General features: G+C 70.6%; 20 protein-coding genes. 4 read left to right on the forward strand and 16 right to left on the reverse strand.

From position 1 onward, the window contains the following. Positions 1–46 precede the first annotated feature (46 nt). Positions 47–541 (forward strand): GNAT family N-acetyltransferase, encoded by a 495-nt coding sequence (locus tag I8920_RS14250; protein ID WP_198656944.1) that lies wholly within the window; start codon positions 47–49, stop codon positions 539–541. Between the two features lie 8 nt (positions 542–549). On the opposite strand, the gene I8920_RS14255 is transcribed toward I8920_RS14250, so the two are convergent. Beyond that, positions 550–2997, reverse strand: coding sequence for an ATP-dependent helicase (locus I8920_RS14255; RefSeq protein ID WP_198656945.1), 2448 nt, complete (start codon positions 2995–2997; stop codon positions 550–552). A gap of 12 nt (positions 2998–3009) precedes the next feature. Next, on the reverse strand, positions 3010–4020 hold the full coding sequence (locus I8920_RS14260; protein WP_198656946.1) for a glycerophosphodiester phosphodiesterase family protein: 1011 nt from the start codon (positions 4018–4020) through the stop codon (positions 3010–3012). A gap of 106 nt (positions 4021–4126) precedes the next feature. On the opposite strand from I8920_RS14260, the gene I8920_RS14265 reads away from it, so the two are divergent. Both I8920_RS14265 and I8920_RS14270 read left to right on the forward strand, forming a co-directional pair. Next, positions 4127–5107: a DUF817 domain-containing protein gene (locus I8920_RS14265; protein WP_198656947.1), complete on the forward strand. Its 981-nt coding sequence runs from the start codon at positions 4127–4129 to the stop codon at positions 5105–5107. 36 nt (positions 5108–5143) lie between these two features. Further along, positions 5144–6010 carry a Bax inhibitor-1/YccA family protein gene (locus I8920_RS14270; protein ID WP_198656948.1) on the forward strand — a complete coding sequence of 289 codons (867 nt, stop codon included), beginning with the start codon at positions 5144–5146 and terminating at the stop codon, positions 6008–6010. Positions 6011–6362: 352 nt separating this feature from the next. On the opposite strand, the gene guaA is transcribed toward I8920_RS14270, so the two are convergent. The 5 genes from guaA to I8920_RS14295 are packed head-to-tail and all read right to left on the reverse strand — an operon-like array spanning position 6363 to position 11143. Further along, entirely contained in the window at positions 6363–7943 is a 1581-nt protein-coding gene (gene guaA, locus I8920_RS14275; protein ID WP_198656949.1) for a glutamine-hydrolyzing GMP synthase, read from the reverse strand. After that, on the reverse strand, positions 7940–8386 hold the full coding sequence (locus tag I8920_RS14280; RefSeq protein WP_198656950.1) for a DUF3817 domain-containing protein: 447 nt from the start codon (positions 8384–8386) through the stop codon (positions 7940–7942). Before I8920_RS14280 ends, guaA begins: the two co-directional genes overlap by 4 nt. 10 nt (positions 8387–8396) lie before the next feature. After that, positions 8397–9173 carry an SURF1 family cytochrome oxidase biogenesis protein gene (locus I8920_RS14285; protein WP_198656951.1) on the reverse strand — a complete coding sequence of 259 codons (777 nt, stop codon included), beginning with the start codon at positions 9171–9173 and terminating at the stop codon, positions 8397–8399. 5 nt (positions 9174–9178) lie between these two features. Continuing rightward, positions 9179–10609 carry a cation:proton antiporter gene (locus I8920_RS14290; RefSeq protein ID WP_198656952.1) on the reverse strand — a complete coding sequence of 477 codons (1431 nt, stop codon included), beginning with the start codon at positions 10607–10609 and terminating at the stop codon, positions 9179–9181. Between the two features lie 3 nt (positions 10610–10612). Then, entirely contained in the window at positions 10613–11143 is a 531-nt protein-coding gene (locus tag I8920_RS14295; protein ID WP_198656953.1) for a cation:proton antiporter regulatory subunit, read from the reverse strand. Between the two features lie 75 nt (positions 11144–11218). On the opposite strand from I8920_RS14295, the gene I8920_RS14300 reads away from it, so the two are divergent. Next, the gene (locus I8920_RS14300; RefSeq protein ID WP_198656954.1) at positions 11219–11722 is read left to right on the forward strand and encodes a hypothetical protein; all 504 of its coding nucleotides are present in this window, start codon (positions 11219–11221) and stop codon (positions 11720–11722) included. A gap of 275 nt (positions 11723–11997) precedes the next feature. Here I8920_RS14300 and I8920_RS14305 read toward each other — a convergent pair whose 3' ends face one another. The 9 genes from I8920_RS14305 to I8920_RS14345 all read right to left on the reverse strand — a co-directional run bounded on the left by I8920_RS14305 (position 11998) and on the right by I8920_RS14345 (position 21034). Beyond that, positions 11998–13884: a glycerol-3-phosphate dehydrogenase/oxidase gene (locus I8920_RS14305; RefSeq protein ID WP_198656955.1), complete on the reverse strand. Its 1887-nt coding sequence runs from the start codon at positions 13882–13884 to the stop codon at positions 11998–12000. A 62-nt stretch (positions 13885–13946) separates the two neighbouring features. Next, positions 13947–15065 carry a GuaB3 family IMP dehydrogenase-related protein gene (locus I8920_RS14310; RefSeq protein ID WP_198656956.1) on the reverse strand — a complete coding sequence of 373 codons (1119 nt, stop codon included), beginning with the start codon at positions 15063–15065 and terminating at the stop codon, positions 13947–13949. A 9-nt stretch (positions 15066–15074) separates the two neighbouring features. Continuing rightward, complete coding sequence (locus tag I8920_RS14315; RefSeq protein WP_198656957.1) at positions 15075–16112, reverse strand: D-alanine--D-alanine ligase family protein; 1038 nt, start codon at positions 16110–16112, stop codon at positions 15075–15077. Then, positions 16109–17293, reverse strand: coding sequence for an alanine racemase (gene alr / locus I8920_RS14320; RefSeq protein WP_232832756.1), 1185 nt, complete (start codon positions 17291–17293; stop codon positions 16109–16111). The genes I8920_RS14315 and alr overlap by 4 nt, the downstream gene beginning before the upstream one ends. Continuing rightward, positions 17290–17913 (reverse strand): M15 family metallopeptidase, encoded by a 624-nt coding sequence (locus tag I8920_RS14325; protein ID WP_198656958.1) that lies wholly within the window; start codon positions 17911–17913, stop codon positions 17290–17292. The genes alr and I8920_RS14325 overlap by 4 nt, the downstream gene beginning before the upstream one ends. A gap of 79 nt (positions 17914–17992) precedes the next feature. Then, the gene (locus I8920_RS14330; RefSeq protein ID WP_198656959.1) at positions 17993–18172 is read right to left on the reverse strand and encodes a hypothetical protein; all 180 of its coding nucleotides are present in this window, start codon (positions 18170–18172) and stop codon (positions 17993–17995) included. A gap of 186 nt (positions 18173–18358) precedes the next feature. Next, positions 18359–19171, reverse strand: coding sequence for an ABC transporter ATP-binding protein (locus I8920_RS14335; protein WP_225558661.1), 813 nt, complete (start codon positions 19169–19171; stop codon positions 18359–18361). Beyond that, positions 19168–20055, reverse strand: a complete 888-nt coding sequence (locus I8920_RS14340) for an ABC transporter ATP-binding protein (RefSeq protein ID WP_198656960.1) — start codon at positions 20053–20055, stop codon at positions 19168–19170. The genes I8920_RS14335 and I8920_RS14340 overlap by 4 nt, the downstream gene beginning before the upstream one ends. Then, complete coding sequence (locus I8920_RS14345; protein ID WP_198656961.1) at positions 20048–21034, reverse strand: branched-chain amino acid ABC transporter permease; 987 nt, start codon at positions 21032–21034, stop codon at positions 20048–20050. Before I8920_RS14345 ends, I8920_RS14340 begins: the two co-directional genes overlap by 8 nt. Between the last annotated feature and the right edge of the window lie 2 nt (positions 21035–21036).

Here is a 21036-nt window from a genome sequence, read left to right on the forward strand (position 1 = left end):
GCGAGCCTCGCTCGAGGGCGGTCGGTCGTGCCGATACGGTCGGGGCATGGGGAACGCGCCATCGATCACCGTCCGGGCCGCCGACGATCGCGACGCCCCGGGGATCGCCGACGTCCACGTGCAGGCCTGGCGCGAGGCCTACGCCCACCTGCTGCCCGCGGCGTTCCTCGCCTCGCTCGACCCGGTCGCCCGCACGTCCCGCTGGCGGCGCATCATCGCCGACCCCGCGATCACCGTCCTCGTCGCGGAGCACGACGGTCGGATCGTCGGCTGGGCCACCGCCGGGCCCGGACGCGACGTGCCACCCGTCCGGGACCGCGAGCTCGAGGGCATCTACGTCCTCGCGACGATGCACGGGACGGGTGCGGGACAGGCGCTCCTCGACCAGGCGATCGGCGACCGGCCGGCGTTCCTGTGGGTCGCCGACGACAACCCGCGCGCCGAGGCCTTCTACCGCCGCAACGGGTTCCGCCGTGACGGCACGACCAAGACGGAGCGCCTCGGCGACGTCGATCTCGTCGCGACCCGGATGGTGCGCTGACCCGTCGGCTAGAGCTTCTCGATCGGCGCGATCTTGATGAGCAGCTTCTTGCGGCCCGCCGAGTCGAAGGCGATCTCGGCGATGCGCTTGGCACCCTGCCCCGTGACCGCGGACACCGTGCCCTCGCCGAAGTCGACGTGCTTGATGCGGTCGCCGGCTGCGAGCTCCATGTCCCCGTTGTCGCGGACCTGCCCGGACACCCGGTTCGCCCACTCGGTCTTCGGGCGGGTCTTCGACGCCGCCGCCGCACGGTCGTACGAGCCGCCGCCCCAGCCTCCGCCGCCGCGGTACCCGCCGCCACCGCCACCGCCGCCGAAGCCGCCCTCGCGCTTCGCGTTGAGTGCACGGGGTTGCGTGCCGCCGCGGCTGTTCGCCATGCCCGGCGACTGCTTCCACTCGATCAGGCCCTCGGGGATCTCCTGCAGGAACCGCGACGGCATCGCGACGTTGACGTCGCCGAACTGCGCGCGGGTCATCGCCAGCGACAGGAACAGGGACTTCTTGGCACGGGTGATGCCGACGTAGAACAGCCGGCGCTCCTCCGAGGGGCCACCCGGCTCGTTGGCGCTCATCCGGTGCGGCAGCAGGTCTTCCTCGACGCCGGTCAGGAACACCGCGTCGTACTCCAGCCCCTTCGCGGTGTGCAGGGTCATGAGCGACACCGTGCCCGACGAGTCGTCGAGCTCGTCCGCCGCCGCGACCAGCGAGACCTCGGTCAGGAAGTCCGACAGGGTGCCCTCGGGGTTGTTTTTCTGGAACTCCCGCGTGACGGCGACGAGTTCGTCGATGTTGTCGGCCCGGGCGGCGTCCTGCGCGTCGGGCGACTTCCGCAGGTTCTCGAGCAGGCCGGAGCCGTCGAGCAGCTGCGTCAGGGTGTCCACCACCGGCTGGGTCGGTGCCTTCTCGGACACGGAGTCGAGCAAACCGGCGAACTCGGTGATGGCGTTCCGCACCTTCGGCCCGAACCCGAGCTCTCCGGCGTGCCGCAGGGCGTCACGCATCGTCGTCTCGTGCTCGTCGGCGTAGCGCTGCAGAGTGGTCTCGGTGACGGCGCCGATGCCCCGCTTCGGCACGTTGAGGATGCGGCGGAGCGCCATCGGGTCGGCCGGGTTCGCGACCGTGATCAGGTACGCCATGGCGTCCTTGATCTCGGCACGCTCGTAGAACTTGGTGCCGCCGAGCACGCGGTACGGGATCGCGGCGCGGATGAAGATCTCCTCCAGCGCGCGGGTCTGCGAGTTCGTCCGGTAGAACACCGCCATGTCGCGGTAGTCCGTGCCGTCCTCGCGCAGACGCTGGATCTCGTCGGCGACGAACTGGGCTTCGTCGTGGCCGGTGTACCCGGTGAACCCGACGATCTTCTCGCCGGCGCCGACGTCGGTGAACAGGTTCTTCGCCTGACGGTCGAAGTTGTTCGCGATGACGGCGTTCGCGGCGTCGAGGATGTTCTGCGTCGAGCGGTAGTTCTGTTCGAGCAGGATCACCTTGGAGTTCGGGAAGTCCCGCTCGAACTCGACGATGTTGCGGATGTCGGCCCCGCGGAACGCGTAGATCGACTGGTCCGAGTCGCCGACCACGGTCAGGGACGCCGGCGCGATGGAACCGTCGGCCTCGCGCATCCGGGCGACGTGCTGGCCGGAGTCCTCGAGCTTGTCGACCTGGTCGACCGGGACCGCGCGGGTGAGCTCACGGATCAGGGCGTACTGGGCGTGGTTCGTGTCCTGGTACTCGTCGACCAGGATGAAGCGGAAGCGCCGCTGGTACAGGGCGGCGACGTCGGGGAAGGCCCGGAACAGGAAGACCGTCTGTCCGATGAGGTCGTCGAAGTCGAACGCGTTCGCCCGGCGCAGCTCGTTCGTGTACCGCCGGAACACCTCGGTGAACATGACCTCTTGCGGGTCGTTCACGTTGATGTTCCGCGCGTAGGTGTCGATGTCCTGCAGCTCGTTCTTGAGCTTGGAGATCTTCGACGCCGCGGCGCCGACCGTCAGCCCGAGGGAGTCGGCCTCGAGCTCCTTGACGATCCGCTTGAGCAGCGCCTTGGAGTCGGCGGAGTCGTAGATGGTGAACGACTGCGGGAACCCGAACCGCTCGGCCTCGCGCCGGAGGATCCGCACGCACGCGGAGTGGAACGTCGAGATCCACATGCCCTCGGCCTCGCCGCCGACCAGGGCACGCACCCGCTCGCGCATCTCGGCGGCGGCCTTGTTCGTGAACGTGATCGCCAGGATCTGCGACGGCCAGGCCTCGCGGTTGGCGAGCAGCAGCGCGATACGGCGGGTGAGCACGCTCGTCTTGCCGGAACCGGCACCGGCGACGATCAGCAGGGACTCGCCGCGGTACTCGACGGCTTCCTTCTGCTGGGGGTTCAGACCCGCGGTGAACGGGTCTTCGTACGCGCGGGCACCGGCGCCCGGCTCGGGCGTCGATTCGAAGGGGTCGAGCACGATCGTCATGTCCGGGACAGTCTAGGCGGCGCCCCCGACAGCGGACCGCGCGAGCACCGCCAGGTCTGGGTGGTCGGCGAACACACCGTCGACGCCCGTCCGGAGGATCGACGTGTACCAACGCTCCCAGTCACCGAACGCCGCGACGTCGCCGCCACGCCGGAGCGGCGAGGGCAGGAACCGGTTCTCCGGCCGGAGCGTCCACGTGTAGACGGCGAGCCCGACGGCGTGCGCGCGGTCGACGATCCCGCTCCGCACCGGTGACGGGTCGTCGAGTGCGACGGTGTCGACCCCGGCCATCAGGGTCCCGAGGTCGACGCTGATGCCCTGGAACTCGGTGGCGAACGACGCGAGCGCGTCGTCGGAACGCTCGGCGGCGTACGTGGGAGCCAGCGACCCGTGGGACGCGACCTCGTCCGGGGCGCTGCCCCGGGCCTCCTGGAGGTACACGAGCCGTCCGCCCGTGCCGCGCTCGCGCAGGTCACGGAGCACGCCCTTCTCGAAGCTCTCGACGGTCAGGCGGTCGTCGTGCCGCCACCCGGCCCCGCCGAGGGCGGCATCGACCAGTTCGCCCATCGGGAACCCGGCGCGCTCGAAGTACGCGGCGTGCTTGACCTCGGCGACGAGCCCCACGGGGCGGGGTGCGGCGTCGAGGATCACGAGCAGGTCCTCGAGGCGCAGGACCGGCTGCTCGCCGTCGTGCGCGGCCGAGTCGGGTCGCAGGACCGGCAGGCGTTCGCGGGTCCGGAGCGTCCGGAGCTCGGCCCAGGTGAAGTCCTCGGTGAACCACCCCGTCACCGTCTGACCGTCGACGGTCTTCGTCGTGCGCAGGTGCCGGAACTCGGGGTGGTCGGCGACGTCCGTGGTGCCGGAGACCTCGTTCTCGTGGCGGAGCACCAGCACGCCGTCCTTCGTCGGCACGAGATCCGGTTCGATCGCGTCCGCACCGAGTTCGATCGCGAGCTCGTACGCGCTCCGGGAGTGCTCGGGGCGGTAGCCGGGTGCACCGCGGTGGGCGATCACGAGGGTCATGGCGCGACCCTACTTGCCGCGGGTGACCGGTGGACCGGCTGTGTCGCGGGACACACGCGTCCGGCGGCGGGCCGTCGTTCCCAGGCTGCGGTCCGAGCATCGCCGCATGACCGTCCGATCCCTGTCCACCGCCGTCGAGGCCCGGATCGACCGAGCCGCCCGGCGGGTGCTCGACGCCGGACACCAGCCGCACCGCCCCGTGCGGGTGTCCGTGACCGAGTTCCTGGTGTTCGGCGCGAAGCAGGCCTGGGCGTGCGCGTTCGGGGCGCTGCTGCTCGTGACGATGTCCGTGGCGCACCTGACCGTGCCAGCCGCGATGCGGAACGACGTGCTCACCGTCGCGGCCGTGCTCCTGCAGGTCGGCATGCTCGTGTGCGGGCTCGAGACCGTCCGTGAACTCCGGGTCGTGCTCCTGTTCCACGTCGTCGGGACCGCGATGGAGGTGTTCAAGACGCACATGGGCTCGTGGACGTACGAACCGGGCGGGCTGCTCGTCGTCGCCGGGGTCCCGCTCTTCTCGGGGTTCATGTACGGCGCCGTCGGCTCGTACATGGTGCGGGTGTACCGCCTGTTCGACCTGCGGTTCGACCGGTACCCACGGCAGTGGCTGCTGGCGGTGGTGGCGGCCGGGATCTACCTGAACTTCTTCGCGCACCACTTCGTCGCCGATGCCCGGTTCCCGTTGCTCGCCCTCGTGCTGCTGCTGTTCGCCCGGACCACCATGCACGTCCGGGTCCACCGGGCGACGGTGCGGATGCCCGTGCTCGTCGCGATGGCCCTCGTCGCGGTGTTCATCTGGGCAGCCGAGAACGTGGCCACCTGGGCCGGGGCGTGGAGCTACCCGGCGCAGCTCGCGGTGTGGCAGCCGGTGTCCGCGACGAAGATCGTGGCGTGGTTCCTGCTCATGACGATCTCGGTCGCCCTGGTCACCTGGCTGTACCCGGCGGTGCCGTCAGGGTCGGCAGCGGACTCTCGACGTGTTCGGGGCAGCCGTGCAGAGGACGCCCCTAGGCTTCCGGCGGCGGGGCCCCCGAGCCCGCGTCCGCTTGCCGCGAATCCTCAGCCTTCCGCGACCCAGCGCACCTAGGCTGAGAGGACTCCAATCTCCTAGGAAGAGGACACCATGGCCTTCAAGCCCGGTTTCGACCAGTCCCCCGCCTTCAACGACCAGGGACGCAACGCCTGGGGCGGCGGCGCTGGTCAGCAGCAGGCCGGCTGGGGACAGACCCCGCGGCAGGCTCAGGGCGGCATGACCCCCGAGCAGCTGCAGTACATGTACGACCGTCCCGCGGCCTCCACGGTCGACACGGACCGCATGTCGTACGAGGACACCATCGTCAAGACGCTGCTCGCCTTCGGCGTGCTCCTCGTCGGTGCGGTGGCCGGCTGGAACCTGCCCCCGATCGTCTGGGTCGTCGGCGCGCTCGTCGGGTTCGTCCTGGCGCTCGTCAACACCTTCAAGAAGAAGCCGTCGCCGGGCCTGATCCTGACGTACGCGTTCTTCGAGGGACTGTTCGTCGGTGGCATCTCGAACTTCTTCCAGACCGCGATCCCACAGGCTGACGGCATCGTCGCGCAGGCCGTGTTCGGCACCCTGGGCGTGTTCTTCGTCACCCTGCTGCTGTTCCGGTCCGGCAAGATCCGCGCGACGCCGAAGGCCACCCGCTTCTTCATCATCGCGGGCGTCGGCTACCTGGCGTTCTCGCTCGTGAACATGGTCCTGATGCTCACCGGCGTCACCGACTCGGCGTTCGGTCTCCGTGGCATCACGATCTTCGGCATCCCGCTCGGCGTCCTCATCGGCATCTTCGTCGTCGTGATGGCCGCGTACTCGCTGGTCCTGGACTTCGACCAGATCAAGACCGGTGTCGAGCGCGGCGCACCCCGCATCTACGCCTGGACCGCGGCGTTCGGCCTCATCGTGACGGTCGTCTGGCTGTACATCGAGATCCTGCGCATCCTCGCGATCCTGGCGAGCAACCGCGAGTAGGTCTCGCCAGCACGACACGAAGGGCCCCGGCACACGCCGGGGCCCTTCGTCGTTCCCGGGTGGACGACCGGCGGGTGGGCGGCCCCGCGGGTGGGTCCGGGTCGGCTCGGGGCCGGTCTCGGTCGCCGCGGGGCCGGCCGCAGTCGCGCGAAACTCCGCCCGCACTCGGGTGACCGGTCACGCGCCGTCGCCCCGCGCTCCCCCGAACGACTCTGCGTGACCGCTCGACGTCATCGGCGCGGGGCGTCGTGACCGATCACCACGCCGCACGCCGCCCACGCCCGCGCGCACCCGGACGCACGAGGGCCCGGCGCGCATACTGCGCACCGGGCCCTCGGGACTCAGGGGAGCATCACTCCCACTCGATCGTTCCCGGCGGCTTCGACGTGACGTCGAGCACGACCCGGTTGACGTCGGGCACCTCGTTCGTGATGCGGTTCGAGATCTTCGCCAGGGTGTCGTACGGCAGACGCGTCCAGTCGGCGGTCATGGCGTCCTCGGAGGAGACCGGACGGAGCACGATCGGGTGCCCGTAGGTCCGGCCGTCACCCTGCACGCCCACGGAGCGGACGTCGGCGAGCAGCACGACCGGGCACTGCCAGATCTCCTCGTCGAGGCCGGCCGCGGTGAGCTCCTCGCGGGCGATCTTGTCGGCGGCGCGGAGCAGCTCGAGGCGGTCCTTCGTGACCTCGCCGACGATGCGGATGCCGAGCCCCGGGCCGGGGAACGGCTGGCGACCGACGATGACCTCGGGCAGCCCGAGCTCGCGACCCACGGCACGGACCTCGTCCTTGAACAGGGTGCGCAGCGGCTCGACGAGCTCGAACGTCATGTCCTCGGGCAGGCCGCCGACGTTGTGGTGCGACTTGATGTTCGCGGTGCCCGCTCCGCCGCCGGACTCGACGACGTCGGGGTAGAGGGTGCCCTGCACGAGGAACTTGACCTCGCCCGCCTCGTCGTCACCGCGGGCTTCGAGCACGAGCGCCTCGGCAGCCCCTTCGAAGGTGCGGATGAACTCGCGGCCGATGATCTTGCGCTTCTGCTCCGGGTCGCTCACGCCGGCGAGCGCGTCGAGGAACTGCTGCTCGGCGTCGACCGTGATGAGCCGCACACCGGTGGAGGCGACGTAGTCCTCTTCCACCTGCTTGCGCTCGTCGGCGCGGAGGAGACCGTGGTCGACGAAGACACAGGTCAGCTGGTCGCCGACGGCCTTGTGCACCAGGGCAGCGGCGACGGCGGAGTCGACACCGCCGGACAACCCGGCGATGACCCGGGCGGAGCCGACCTGCTCGCGGATGCGGGCGACCTGCTCCTCGATGACGTTGCTCGAGTTCCAGTCGCCGGGCAGGCCCGCGGCACGGTGCAGGAAGTTCTCGAGCACGGCCTGGCCGAACACGGAGTGCTTGACCTCGGGGTGCCACTGCACGCCGTAGAGCTTGCGCTCGTCGGAGGCGAACGCCGCCACGGGCGTCGAGGCGCTCGAGGCGAGGACCTCGAAGCCCTCCGGGGCCTTCGCCACGGAGTCGCCGTGCGACATCCACGTGACCTGCGACCCGGGCTGTCCGCCGAGCAGGACGCTGTCGGTCCCGGTGACATCGACCGCGGTCGCGCCGTACTCACGCAGTCCGGTGTTCGCGACCTCGCCGCCCAGGGCGGTCGCCATGGCCTGGAAGCCGTAGCAGATGCCGAGCACGGGGACGCCGAGCTCCAGGATCTCGCCGTCGAGCGACGGTGCGCCGTCCTCGTACACGGACGACGGCCCGCCGGACAGCACGATCGCGGCCGGGTCCTTCGCGCGGATCTCGTCCGCGGTGACGGAGTGCGGCACGATCTCGCTGTAGACGTTCGCCTCACGCACGCGACGTGCGATCAGTTGCGCGTACTGGGCGCCGAAGTCGACGACGAGGACGGGGCGCTGTTCGGTCTCGCTCACCGAGCGGCCTCCTTCTCACGCTGCTGCGCAGCGATCAGCTCGTGGTAGGTGTCCATGGCCTTCTGCTGCATGCGGTGTTCGACGACGAAGGACATGAACGGGATGATGCCCCCGAGGGCGATGAGCAGGAAGCGCGTCGGCCTCCAGCGCATGATGCTCCACAGCCGGAAGTCCGTGAAGAGGTAGAGCACGTACAGCCAGCCGTGGGCGATCAGGATCGCCGTCGACAGGTTGAACGTGCCGGGGGTCTCGCCCGCGGTGCCGTTCGGCACGAAGAACGGGCCGTTGCCGAGCTGCATCTCGAGCTGCAGCGGCGTGTACTTGATGACCATCTCGACCGCCAGCGCCAGCAGCAGCACACCGGTGATGTACGCCGAGACGCGGTACCACTTCACCGCCCCCGGGATCTTGGGGATGTCGCGGGGTCGGACGGTCAGGGCCATGTCGGCAATCCTACCGTCGGAGCGCGTCGGCTTCGGTGGCGAGCGCTGCCTCGCGCTCGTCCTCCTGCTCGCGCTCCCAGGCGTCCTTCACGAAGCGGTACCAGAGGAACACGGCGAAGCCGGCGAAGACGACCCACTCGATCGCGTAGAACAGGTTGAGCCAGTCGAACTGCACCTCGCGCGACGGGGCTCGGTCGGCGATGGTGCCGAGGTCGGCGGCCTCCGCGGTGGTGCCGTCGGCGACGACGTACCCGAGGTACATCCGGTCGTCGAACGCCTGCCAGGTGTTGACGAGCCGTGCCGGTGCGACGGCCGAGAACTCGGCCTCCTTGTAGGCGTCCTGGTCGGGCGACTCGGCCGGGTAGTAGCGGCCCTGGACGGTCAGCGTCTGCCCGTCCGCCAGGCGCTCGCCCCCGGCGACGGCGTCCGCCCGTCGGTCGGACCAGCCGATGACGACCGGGAGGCTCGCCCCGCCATCCGAGTCCACCAGGTGCCCGACGGTCTGGTAGGTCCCACCCCCGGTGCGGCCGGTCAGGACGGTGGTGTCACCAGCGACGAAGGTGCCGGTGACGGTCACCTTCTGGCCGGCGAGGCTCTCGCTGACCGGCCGTTCCGGCGTCGTCACGGCCTCGAGGGTCCTGCGCGTCTCGGTGGTCGCCGGCAGGGGCTTGCCGTTGGCGATGCTCCGCTCGAGCTGCCACTTGCCCAGCCCCGCGAACACCCCCGCCAGCACGAGCGCCAGCAGCAGCAGCGCGATCCACCTCGGTCGTCGGGCAACGGCCCACATCTGTATCAGTACTCCGGATCGCGCTGTCGGACCGGGCGTTCGGGGCGCTCGGTGGGGATCTCGACCGGCGACGTCACGGGATCGGACGTCGGCTCGGGCCCCTCATTCTCTCGGTCGTCCCTGCCAGCGGCCTCCACGAGGGCGAACTCCTCGGCGAACTGGCGGTCCCGCTCGGCCCGGCGTGCGGCTGCCGCGTCCTCGCTCTCGACCTCGGCTGCGTCGGCGGCCGCGGTCGCGGCGGCCGAGCGGCGGCCGCGCAGGCGGACGAGCCGGGCCGGCCGGACCACGAGGCGGCCGATCCGCTCGGAGTTGACGGCGAGCAGCGGGCCGAGCACGGCCATGCACAGGACGTAGAGGCCCGCGAAGGCGGTGATCCGCGCCTCCAGGCCGGCGGCAGCCGACAGGGTGGCGAGGATCAGCGCGAACTCGCCGCGGTTCACCAGGATGACGGCGGTGTTGATGCCCTGCTGCAGGTTGAAGCCGTTCATCCGCGCCACGATCTGCCCGGCGACCGCGTTGAGCACGACCGTCATGCCGATGGCGCCGAGGACGGGCCAGAGGACCTCGCCGAAGGTCGACAGGTCGAGGCCGAGTCCGAAGTTCACGAAGAAGAACGCGGCGAAGACGTCACGCATCGGCAGGGCGAGCTGCTCGATGCGGTCGCGGTACCTGGTCGCTCCGCAGAGCAGGCCGATGACGAACGCACCGATGGCGTCGGTCACGCCGAGCAGGTCGCCGATGCCGCCGAACATGACGGCGAGGCCGAAGAACAGCACCGTGAACAGCTCGTCGTCGCGGGTGGCGAAGATCTTCGAGACCCACTTGCCCGCGAAGCGCGCGAGCGTGAACATCACGATGAGGAAGCCGAACGCGAGTGCGAGCTTGCCGACGACGGCCCAGACGTTGGTGTCGCCGGACAGCACCACGGAGACGACCGCCAGGTAGACGGCGATGAAGACGTCCTCGATGACGGTGACGCCGAGGATCATCGGGGTCTCGTCATTGGCCAGACGCCGGAGCTCGATGAGGAGCTTCGTCACGATGGCGCTCGACGACGTGGCCGTCATGCCGGCGATGATCAGGGCTTCGCGGGTGCCCCAACCGAGCGAGAAACCGAAGGCGAACCCGACGCCCATGTTGATGAGGACGTACGTGCCGCCGGAGGCCAGGAGCTTGCCGGCGTTGCCGTAGAACTCCTCTTGGTCGAACTCCAGGCCGAGGTTGAACAGCAGCAGGATGAGCCCGAACGTCGCGATGAGCTCGATCGTGTGCGACTCGACGCTGAGGCCGATCCACGGGGTGTGCGGACTCGCGATGAGTCCGACCACCATGTAGATCGGGATGGCGGGCAGCCCGATGGTCTTGCCGAGGCGCCCCAGGACGTAGGCGATGACGAAGAGCACACCGATGGTGAGCAGTTCACCACCCAGGTGCATGCGCTAGCTCTTCCGCGGGGCCTCGGCCGAGGCGGCCGCAAGCTCTCCGCTGCGGTAGAAGGAGAACGCCTTGCTGACCTTCTCGGGCGCACCGGCGACGACGATCGTGTCGCCCGGGAACACCACGAAGTCCGACGAGGGCGCAGGGTTGGCACTGTCGCCGCGGACGACGGCCACGACGGTCAGGCCGATGAAGCCCGAGTCGTGCAGGTCGCCCAGTGGCTTGCCGGCGATGGCGTCGTCGTAGTCGACCGAGAACCAGTCGATGGACAGTCCGGGGATCTCGTCGAGCTTGTCGAGGCCCTCGGTGATCCGGGTGCCACCGAGCAGTTCGGCGAGGGTGTGCGCTTCGTCTTCACTGAGGCGCAGCGAGACCTTCTCAGACTTGTCCGCCCCGTCGGAGACGTCGGCGAACGAGATGAGGTCGGAATGACCCGACCGGTGCGTGATGACACCGCACTTGCCACCGTCGTCGGTGTAGAAGCTGTGCAGCACGCCGACTCCGGGGAGTTTGACGCGATGGACGTCGACCATGGTGGCTCCCTCTTCGAGTACTCCCATGCTAACCACCAGGACCCCCCGCGCATTCCGCCCGCTACTGTTCTGTGGATGGGGAGAGCTCGGATCGTCGTGGCCGTCGTCGGGGTGCTGGTCGTCGCGCTGTACGCGGCACTGCTGGCACTGAACGCGCTGGTGCTCGACCCACTCGCTGCCGTGCCGGGCTCGACGCTGCCGGAGATCCACGCCGAGCTCACGCGACAGGGCTTCTCGGTCGGCACGGACATCGTGGTCGTGATCGCCCTCGCCGCGGTCGGGGTCGTGCTCGCCGCCGGGCTGTCGGTGCTGCTCATCGTCACCCGCGCCACGGCGCACGTCATCGCCGCCGTCCTGCTCGCCGTGGTCGTGCTGGGCGGCCCGGCGTCGTTCTGGAGCGGGTTCGCGCTCGGCATGGACGTGGCCGACGGCTACGGGGTCGGCGGCGGTGACCACTCGATCTGGGCCGGCGTGCTGTACGTGACGAGCCTGCTCGCGCTCATCGCGATCCCGGTCGTGCTCGTGGTCGGCCAGGCGGCGCACGTGCGCCGCACCGCCGTGCGGGCGCACGCCGCCTGACGGACGCGCCCCGGGCCTCCAGTCCGGTCCGGTCCGCCGTCCTTCCGGCCTGGAGGCGCGGCTGGGCTCCGCAACACGCCGTCGTCTCGTCGAGACGCCCCGTCCACCGCGAGACGCCGCCGGATCTGGAGGCGTCCTGACGGCCAGGCGGCGTCAGCGCAACACGACGGCGTCACACCAGGGCGGCAGACGCCGGCGTCCCAGCGACACGACGGCGTCACACCGGAACGGCAGACGCCGGCGTCTCGGTGACACGACGGCGTCTGCCGGGCGCGCTACTCCGGCTCGCTCGTCTTCTCGCCGATGACCTGCTCGTCGGAGGCCTTCGCGCCCTCGGCACCGTCCGAGCGACCGCCACCCACGACCACGTCGTCCTCGTCGAAGCCGAACGCGATGTCCGGGGCCTCGAGCCGCACGCGGTCCGCGCTCTCGTCGTCGGGCTGCAGCTGCGACTCCCGTTCGGCGGCGACGCGCTTCAGGTAGTTCGCGACCTCGTGCTCGGTCGTCTCCTGGTCCCAGCCGAGCACGTCCGCCATGAGCTTCGCGGCGACGGGCGCTGCCGACTCGCCGCGGTCCCAGGCCTCGATCGAGATGCGGGTGCGGCGGGCGAGGACGTCCTCCAGGTGCAGGGCGCCCTCGTGCGACGCGGCGTACACGACCTCGGCGCCGATGTAGTCGTCGGCCCCCGGCAGCGGTTCGGCGAGCGCGGGGTCCTGCTCGACGAGCTGCAGCACCTCGGTCGCGAGCGTGCCGTACCGGTTGAGCAGGTGCTCGATGCGGACCTTGTGCACGTTGAAGCTCCGTGCGGTGCGGGCACGTCGGTTCCACGCGGCGGGGTAGCCCTCGGCGCCGAGGAGCGGGATGTCCTCCGTCGTCGACTCCGGGATCCTGCCGTCCATGGCCGCGACGGCCTCGTCGATGGCGTCCTTGCCCATCACGCGGTAGGTGGTCCACTTGCCGCCGGCGACGACGACGAGGCCCGGGACGGTGTGCGCGACGACGTGCTCCCGGCTGAGCTGCGAGGTCTGGTCGGACTCCCCCGCGAGGAGCGGCCGGAGTCCGGCGTAGACGCCCTCGACGTCCTCGCGGGTGAGCGGGACGGCGAGCACCTTGTTGACGTGCTCGAGGATGTAGTCGATGTCCGCCGCGGTCGCCGCCGGGTGCGCCTTGTCGAGGTACCAGTCGGTGTCGGTCGTGCCGACGAGCCAGTGCCGGCCCCACGGGATGACGAACAGCACGCTCTTCTCGGTGCGCAGGATCATCCCCGTGTTCGACTGGAAGCGGTCCCGCGGGATCACGAGGTGGACGCCCTTCGACGCCCGCACCTTGAACTGACCGCGGGTGCCGATCATCGCCTGGGTGTCGTCGGTCCAGACACCGGTGGCGTTGACGACCTGCTTCGCGCGGATCTCGAACCGTTCGCCGGTCTGGATGTCGTGGGCCTGTGCGCCGACCACGCGCTCCCCGACCTTGATGAACCCCTCGATGCGGACGCGGCTCGCCGCCTCGGCACCGTACGAGGCCGCGGTGCGCACGAGCGAGGCGACGTAGCGCGCGTCGTCGACCTGGGCGTCGTAGTACGTCATGCCGCCGACGAAGGCGTCCTTCTTGAGCCCGGGCATGTTCCTGAGCACCTGCTTGCGGCTGAGGTGCCGGTGGTGCGGGACGCCGGGCGGACGGCCGCCGGACCAGCTGAACACGTCGTACATCGCCATGCCGATGCCGATGTAGAAGCGCTCCCACACCCGGTGGTTGAGCGGGTAGAGGAAGCGCACGGGCTTCACCAGGTGCGGGGCGATGCGCTGGAGCAGCAGGCCGCGCTCGATGAGGGCCTCGCGGACGAGGGCGAAGTTGAGCTGCTCGAGGTAGCGGATGCCACCGTGCACGAGCTTCGACGAGCGGCTCGAGGTGCCGGAGCCCCAGTCGCGGGCCTCGACGATGCCGACGCTCAGGCCGCGGGTCACCGCGTCGAGCGCGCTGCCCGCTCCGACGATGCCGCCACCGACGACCAGGACGTCGAGTTCCTTGGTCTTCAGTGTCTCGATCGCAGCCGCGCGTTCGTCCGGTCCGAGCTTCGCCGCGGGGTCGAACCCCACGCCGGGCGCGACGTCACGCGGACGTCCGGCCGTGCTGGTCTGCTTCGTCGTGCTGGACTTCGCCATCGTCGCCTCCGGGTCACGGTCGGCGCCGTGGCGTCACCCGTGCTGCTGCACGGGTGCCACCGTCACTGGTGGTACGGCGCCACGACCACTTCTACTCGCTGGAACTCCTTGACGTCGGAGTATCCGGTCGTGGCCATCGATCGGCGCAGCGCACCGACGAGGTTGGCGCGGCCGTCGAAGGTCGGCGTCGGGCCGTTCAGGACGTTCTCGAGCGGGGCGATCGTGCCCACCTGCACCCGGCGGCCGCGGGGCAGCTCGGGGTGGTGCGCCTCGGCGCCCCAGTGGAAGCCACCACCCGGGGCCTCGGTCGCACGGGCGAGTGCCGTGCCGAGCATGACGGCGTCGGCACCGACGGCGATCGCCTTGACGATGTCGCCCGCGGTGTCGAGCCCGCCGTCGGCGATGACGTGCACGTAGCGCCCACCGGACTCGTCCAGGTAGTCACGCCGGGCACCGGCGACGTCGGCGACGGCCGTGGCCATCGGCGCGTGGATGCCGAGCGCGGCACGGGTGGTCGACGCCGCGCCGCCACCGAAGCCGACGAGCACGCCGGCGGCACCGGTGCGCATGAGGTGCAGCGCCGACGTGTAGGTCGAGGCGCCGCCCACGATCACCGGGACGTCGAGCTCGTAGATGAACTTCTTGAGGTTGAGGGGCTCCTCGGTCACCGAGACGTGCTCGGCGGAGACCGTGGTGCCGCGGATGACGAACAGGTCGACACCGGCGTCGACGACGGTCTGCGAGAACTCCTGGGTGCGCTGCGGGCTGAGCGACCCGGCGACCGGCACACCCGCAGCCCGGATCTCGGCCAGGCGCGCGGTGATCAGCTCGGCCTTGATCGGCTCGGAGTAGATCTCCTGCATGCGCTTCGTGACGTTGCCGTCGGTGAGCGAGCGGATCTCGTCGTAGTACGGGGTCGGGTCCTCGTAGCGGGTCCACAGCCCCTCGAGGTCGAGGACCCCGAGGATGCCGAGCTTGCCCATCTGGATGACCGTCGCCGGCGAGGACACGGAGTCCATCGGTGCCGACAGGATCGGCGACGCGAACGTGAACGCGTCGATCGACCACTGCACGCTGACGTCGCGCGGGTCGCGCGTCCGTCGCGAAGGGACCACCGCGATGTCGTCGAACGCGTACGCCCGACGTCCGCGCTTGCCTGCACCGATCTCGACTTCACTCACCCGGCAAGCCTAGCGGTCGTGTCCCCCGGGTGACACGGTGTCCTCGGCCGACACGGTGTCCTCCGAGCGGCTCGGCGCCGAGGCGAGCGCGGTCTCCACCAGGATCCCGAGCAGCTCCGGGTAGTCGACACCGACCGCGGCGAACATCTTCGGCACCTGCGACTGCGCGGTGAGGCCCGGCATCGTGTTGACCTCGTTGAGCACGACCTCGCCGTCCGGCGTGACGAAGCAGTCGACACGGGCGATGCCGGTGCACCCGAGGCGGGTGAACACCGCGCGGGCGACGGCGTCGAGCCGGTCCGCGACGGCGGCGTCGAGCCGGGCGGGCAGGACGAAGCGCGCGCTGCCGTCGTACTTGGTGTCGGCGTCGAAGAACCCGGCCGCGTCGTTCACGACCTCGAGCGGTGGTCCGACGACCAGCTCGCCCGGGGTGCGCTCGAGCACGGCGACGTCGACCTCGCGCCCGACCACCATGCGCTCCACCAGGATCCTCCGGTCGTGGGCGAAGGCCTCGCCGAGTGCGTCGGTCAGCTGGCCGGGCTCGTCCACGCGGCTCACCCCGAAGCTCGACCCGCCAGCGACCGGCTTGACGATCCACGGCATCGGTCCGACGGTCGACCGCAGCCAGTCGGCGTCGGCGTCGTCCGTCAGCAGGACCCCGGCGGCCACGGCGACGCCGGACGCCCGTGCGACCAGCTTCGTCACCCACTTGTCCATCGCGACCGCGCCAGCACCGACCGGCGACCCGACCACCGGCACGCCGGCGAGCGCTGCGAGGGCGGCGAGCGACCCGTCCTCGCCACCCGGCCCGTGCACGACCGGGAACACCACGTCCGAACGGCTGATCACCGCGGCCACCTCGGCGAACGAGCACGGTTCCCCTCCGGACCGCCACCCGCCGTCGCGGTCGATCGTCAGTGGCAGGACCTCGTACCGGCTCGGGTCGAGTGCCGCGGCGACGGAGGCCGCGCTCGCCAGCCCGACCTCGTGCTCGCTGTTGGCTCCGCCGCCGATGACGACGACGCGGACGGACTCGGTGGGGGTCATGTGGTGCTCCTGGTGGTGGTGGGCGTGGTGGTGGCGGGTGCGACGGTGCGCCCGATGCGCCCGCCGATGCCCGTGACGATCTCGTGCGCGTTGGTGCCCGCCCACCGCGCCCAGTCGCCGGGCGTGAGACCGGCGCCACCGAGCAGGGTGACGGTCTCGCCGCGGGCGACGGGCAGCCCGGTGACGTCGAGCACGACCTGGTCCATGTTGATCCGGCCGACGACGGGGACGATGCGACCCCGGACCCGTGCCCGCGCGGACCCGGACGCCGCACGGGGCACCCCGTCGGCGTACCCGACGGGCAGGACCGCGAGGACGGCGTCCGTCGGTGCGGTCCACGTGCCGTCGTACCCGACGGGCGTGCCCGCGCGGACGGTCCGCACGGCGACGACGGGCGCCGTGACGGTCATCGCTCCGACGAGGCCGGCGTCGGCGGGACCGATGCCGACCAGTGCCGCACCGACGCGGACCGCGATGCCGCGCAGGTCCGCTCCCGCGAAGGCGGCCGGGGTGCCGCCCAGGTGCAGGTCGACGGGGTGGCCCAGGGTGCGGTCGGCGGCGAGGGCGGCGAGCCGGAGCAGCGTGGCGGCGCGGGCGGCCGATGCACGGTCGGCGCCGGGCACGTGGCCCATGACGGCCACCGTCCGCACGTGACCGGACCGCTCGGCGGCCGCGGCGGCGTCGAGCAGGGCCTGCCAGTGGTCGGGTTCCGCCCCCTCGCGCGCCATGCCGGTGTCGATGTGCAGGTGCACCGCGACGGGGGTGCCGGTCCGGCGTCCCGCGGCGGTGACCGCCGTCAGGGTGGCCAGGTCGCCCACGGCGATCTCGATCCGCTCGAGCGCGGCCGCGTCGAAGTCCGCCCCGGGCAGGTGCAGCCAGCACAGCACCCGTGCGTCGATGCCGGCGTCGCGGAGCGCGAGGGCCTCGGGCAGCGTCGCTGTGCCGAGCGCGGAGGCCCCCGCGGCGAGCGCCGTCCGCGCGACGGTCACGCTGCCGTGCCCGTAGCCGTCCGCCTTCACGACGGCGATGAGGTCGTGGCCACGGGCGGTCACGCGGCGCACGTTCGCGGCGATCGCGTCGGGGTGCACGGTGCGGAGCGGACCGACCGGCGCGGCCGGCGAACCGGTGGCACCAGAAGCGGCCGTCCAGGCATCGGCACGGGGCACCGTCGACGCGGTCACGCCCCGACCGCCGCGTACCGGGCGGCCGTGGCACCCGTCCGGCAGGCCCAGTACCGGTCGCCGTGACTCCAGTGCCACCACTCGGTCTCGTAGTTCACCATGCCGACCGGCTCCAGGACGGAGGCCATCAGCGCTCGGTTGTCGCGGGCGACGTCGTCGATGTCCGGGGACGCCGTGAAGCACCGCCCGCCGCTCTGCTCCGGGGTGTCGTCGATGGCGGTGCCCATCCAGAGCGGTCGCCCGTCGTCGTCCACCACGGTGCAGTCGACGGCGGCACCGGCGACGTGCGGTGCCGCGTCTGCGGGGGCGACGAACCGGGACACGAGGTCGTCGAGCTCGGCCGCTCCGGCGTCGGGGTGGAGCGGCACGAGCGAGGCCCGGTAGTCGTCGATGATCGCCCGCTGCGCGTCGATCGTCCGGTAGCCCTCGACGACGAGCAGGTGGAGCCCGGCAGGGAGCGCACGGTCGGCCCGGACGAGGCGCTCGGCGACACCGAGTCGGACCAGTCCACCCGGGCCGGCCGGAGCGCGGAGCCCGAGGTCGGTCAGCCGGACCAGCGGTTCGCGGGACGGCCGGACGGGGACCGCGAGCACGCGGGCGTCGTTGATGAGGGTGATCACGTCATCAGCGTGACGGGGGCGCGCGCCCGGCGGATCGGGGCAGCGGTTGATGGCGGTCGTCCTGCGGGATGAAGCAGGATCAGCCGCGAGACCGACGCTTCCTCAGCATCCGGAGCACGAGACCGAGCAGGAGTGCCAGCACCACGAACACGACGAGCAGCACGGCCGCGACCTTGACGAGCAGGGCCGCCCCGACGAACACCGCGATGAAGACCACCCACACCAGGGCGTCCATCGCGCCCGCCGACAGTCTCCGCACCTGCGGAACGATACCGACCCGGCGGGGGTGCGCCGTGCCTCCAGGCCGTCGACCGGCCACGGACGGGAGCGGGGTCGTGCGGCGCGAAGCGACCACGCACGACCCCACCCGTCGCGGATACCACCCCCACAGCGGTACCCGCAGTCGACGCCGCAGAGCGGTGTCGACGTCTTCGACGACCCGGCGCTAGCGCGCCGCGTCGACGTCCTTGGCGAGCGTCCCCAGGTACAACTCGATGACCTTGGGGTCGTCCGCGAGTTCCTTCCCCGTGCCCGAGTACGCGTTCTTCCCCTGGTCGAGCACGTACCCACGATCGCAGATCTGCAGACAGCGTCGCGCGTTCTGCTCCACCATGATGATCGACACACCGGCCTTGTTGATCCGGCGGGTGCGCAGGAACGTTTCGTCCTGCCGCACCGGGGACAGTCCGGCGCTCGGCTCGTCGAGCAGCAGCACCTTCGGGTCCATCATCAGGGCTCGGGCCATCGCGACCGACTGCCGCTCACCGCCCGACAGCGAACCGGCCCGCTGGTTCCGCCGCTGCGCCAGCACCGGGAACAGGTCGTAGATCACCTCGAGCCGCTCGGCGAACTTCTTCGGCCGCAGGTACAGGCCCATCTGCAGGTTCTCCTCGATGGACAGCGAGGGGAAGACGTTGTTCGTCTGCGGGACGAAGCCGACGCCGGCCTGCACGAGCTTGTTCGCCTTGAGGTTCGTGATGTCGTCGCCCTGCAGGGTCACCGACCCCTCACGGATCGACACGAGCCCGAACAGCGCCTTGAGCAGGGTCGACTTGCCGGCGCCGTTCGGCCCGATGATGCCGATGAGCTCGCCCGGGTAGCAGTCCAGGTCGCAGCCGTTCAGGATGTTCACGCCCGGCAGGTACCCGGCGACGAGGTTCTTCGCGCTGAGCACCGGCTCGCGGTCCAGCGTGGCCGCCGGGGCGGCGGTCGGACTGGAGGCACTGCTCGCGTTCGTGGGGTCCGTTGCGTCCGTCATCGGGTCGCCTCCTGCTCGTCTTCTTCCTTGACTTCCTCGGCCAGCTCCTCGAACGTCTCCTCGGTGAGGAGCGCGTCGTCGCCCAGGTCGGTGTCGTGGTGCGCACCGAGGTACGCGTCGATGACGGCCTGGTCGTCCATCACCGTGTCCGCGGGGCCCTCGGCGACGACCTTGCCCTCGGCCATCACGACCACCCAGTCCGAGATGTGCCGGACCATGTGCATGTCGTGCTCGACGAACAGCACGGTCATGCCGTCGTCGCGCAGGGACTGGATGTGCCCGAGCAGCGACTGGGTGAGCGCGGGGTTCACGCCGGCCATCGGCTCGTCGAGCATGATCATCGTCGGGTCGGACATGAGCGCCCGGGCCATCTCGAGCAGCTTCCGCTGGCCGCCGGACAGCGAGCCGGCGTAGTCGTCCGCCTTCGTGTCGAGCTTGAAGCGGGCGAGCAGGTCCTCGGCCTTGGCCGTGATCTCGCGCTCCCGCTTCGCCCAGACCGGCTTGACCAGGGCGGCGAAGAAGTTCTCACCCGGCTGGTCGCGTGCACCGAGCAGCATGTTCTGCATCACGGTGAGCCGCGACAGCGCCTTGGTCAGCTGGAAGGTGCGGACCATGCCCTTGTTGGCGATGTGCGTCGCGCTGGTCTTCTGCAGCGTGGCGCCGTCGAACCGCGTCTTCGCACCGGGGCTCGGCTTGTCGAACCCAGTGAGCAGGTTGAAGAACGTGGTCTTGCCGGCGCCGTTCGGGCCGATGAGGGCCGTGATGGAGCCGCGCTGGACCTCGAGGTGGTCGACGTCGACCGCCGTCATGCCGCCGAAGTGCCGGGTGACGCCGTCGACGGTGAGGATCGGGTCGGCCTTGGGGTGGCCGTAGGTGTCAGACACTGAACGTCAGCTCCTTCTTGTTGCCGAGCAGGCCCTGTGGACGGAACACGATGAGCAGCATGAGCGCGACGCCGACGAGCACGTACGAGAACTGCTCGGCCTGCTGCGCGTTCATGATCGAGTCGGGGATGAAGTCGCCGGCCAGGGTGCGGATGAACAGCCGGACGACGAAGAACAGCACCGCTCCGAGCACCGGTCCGAACACCGTCGCCGCACCGCCGAGGATGAGCGCCGTCCAGATGAAGAACGTCATCGAGCGGCCCATGGCGTCGGGCTGCACGGAACTCGGCAGGACGTAGATGATGCCCGCGATCGCGCCGAGCGCCCCACCGAACACGAGCGCCTGCATCTTGTACGAGTAGACGTTCTTGCCGAGCGAGCGGACGGCGTCCTCGTCCTCGCGGATGGCCTTCACCACGCGACCCCAGGGGCTGCGCATGAGCAGGAACAGCACGAGCGTGAACAGGGCGACGAGTCCCCACGCCGCGATGCGGATCCACCAGCCGTTGACGCCGTTGTTCGCGTACGTGAACCACAGGATCGTGGTGGTGCCGTCGGGCAGCGGGCTGAGGGCGTTGAACGGGTCGCGGTAGCTCGACCCGGTGATGCCGTTCGACCCGCCCGTCGTCGAGGTGAGCAGACTCGAGCGTCCCACCATGCGGATGATCTCGGCGCCGGAGATCGTGACGATCGCCAGGTAGTCGCCGCGCAGCCGCAGGGTCGGGATGCCGAGGATGATCGCGAACACGATCGCGACGAGCAACGCGATCAGCACGGCCATCACGAACGGCAGCCCGTTGGTGATCGAGATCGCGAAGCCGTAGGCGCCGAGCAGCAGGAACGCCGCCTGGCCCATGTTCACGAGGCCGGTGAGCCCGAAGTGCACGTTCAGGCCGATCGCGGCCAGGGCGAACGCCGCCGTGGTCGGGGCGAGTGCCTCCTGGGTGAGCGAGGACAGCAGGTTGAGGATGTAGTCCATGC

It is taken from the genome of Curtobacterium sp. YC1, from assembly GCF_016267665.1.
GTDB lineage: Bacteria > Actinomycetota > Actinomycetes > Actinomycetales > Microbacteriaceae > Curtobacterium.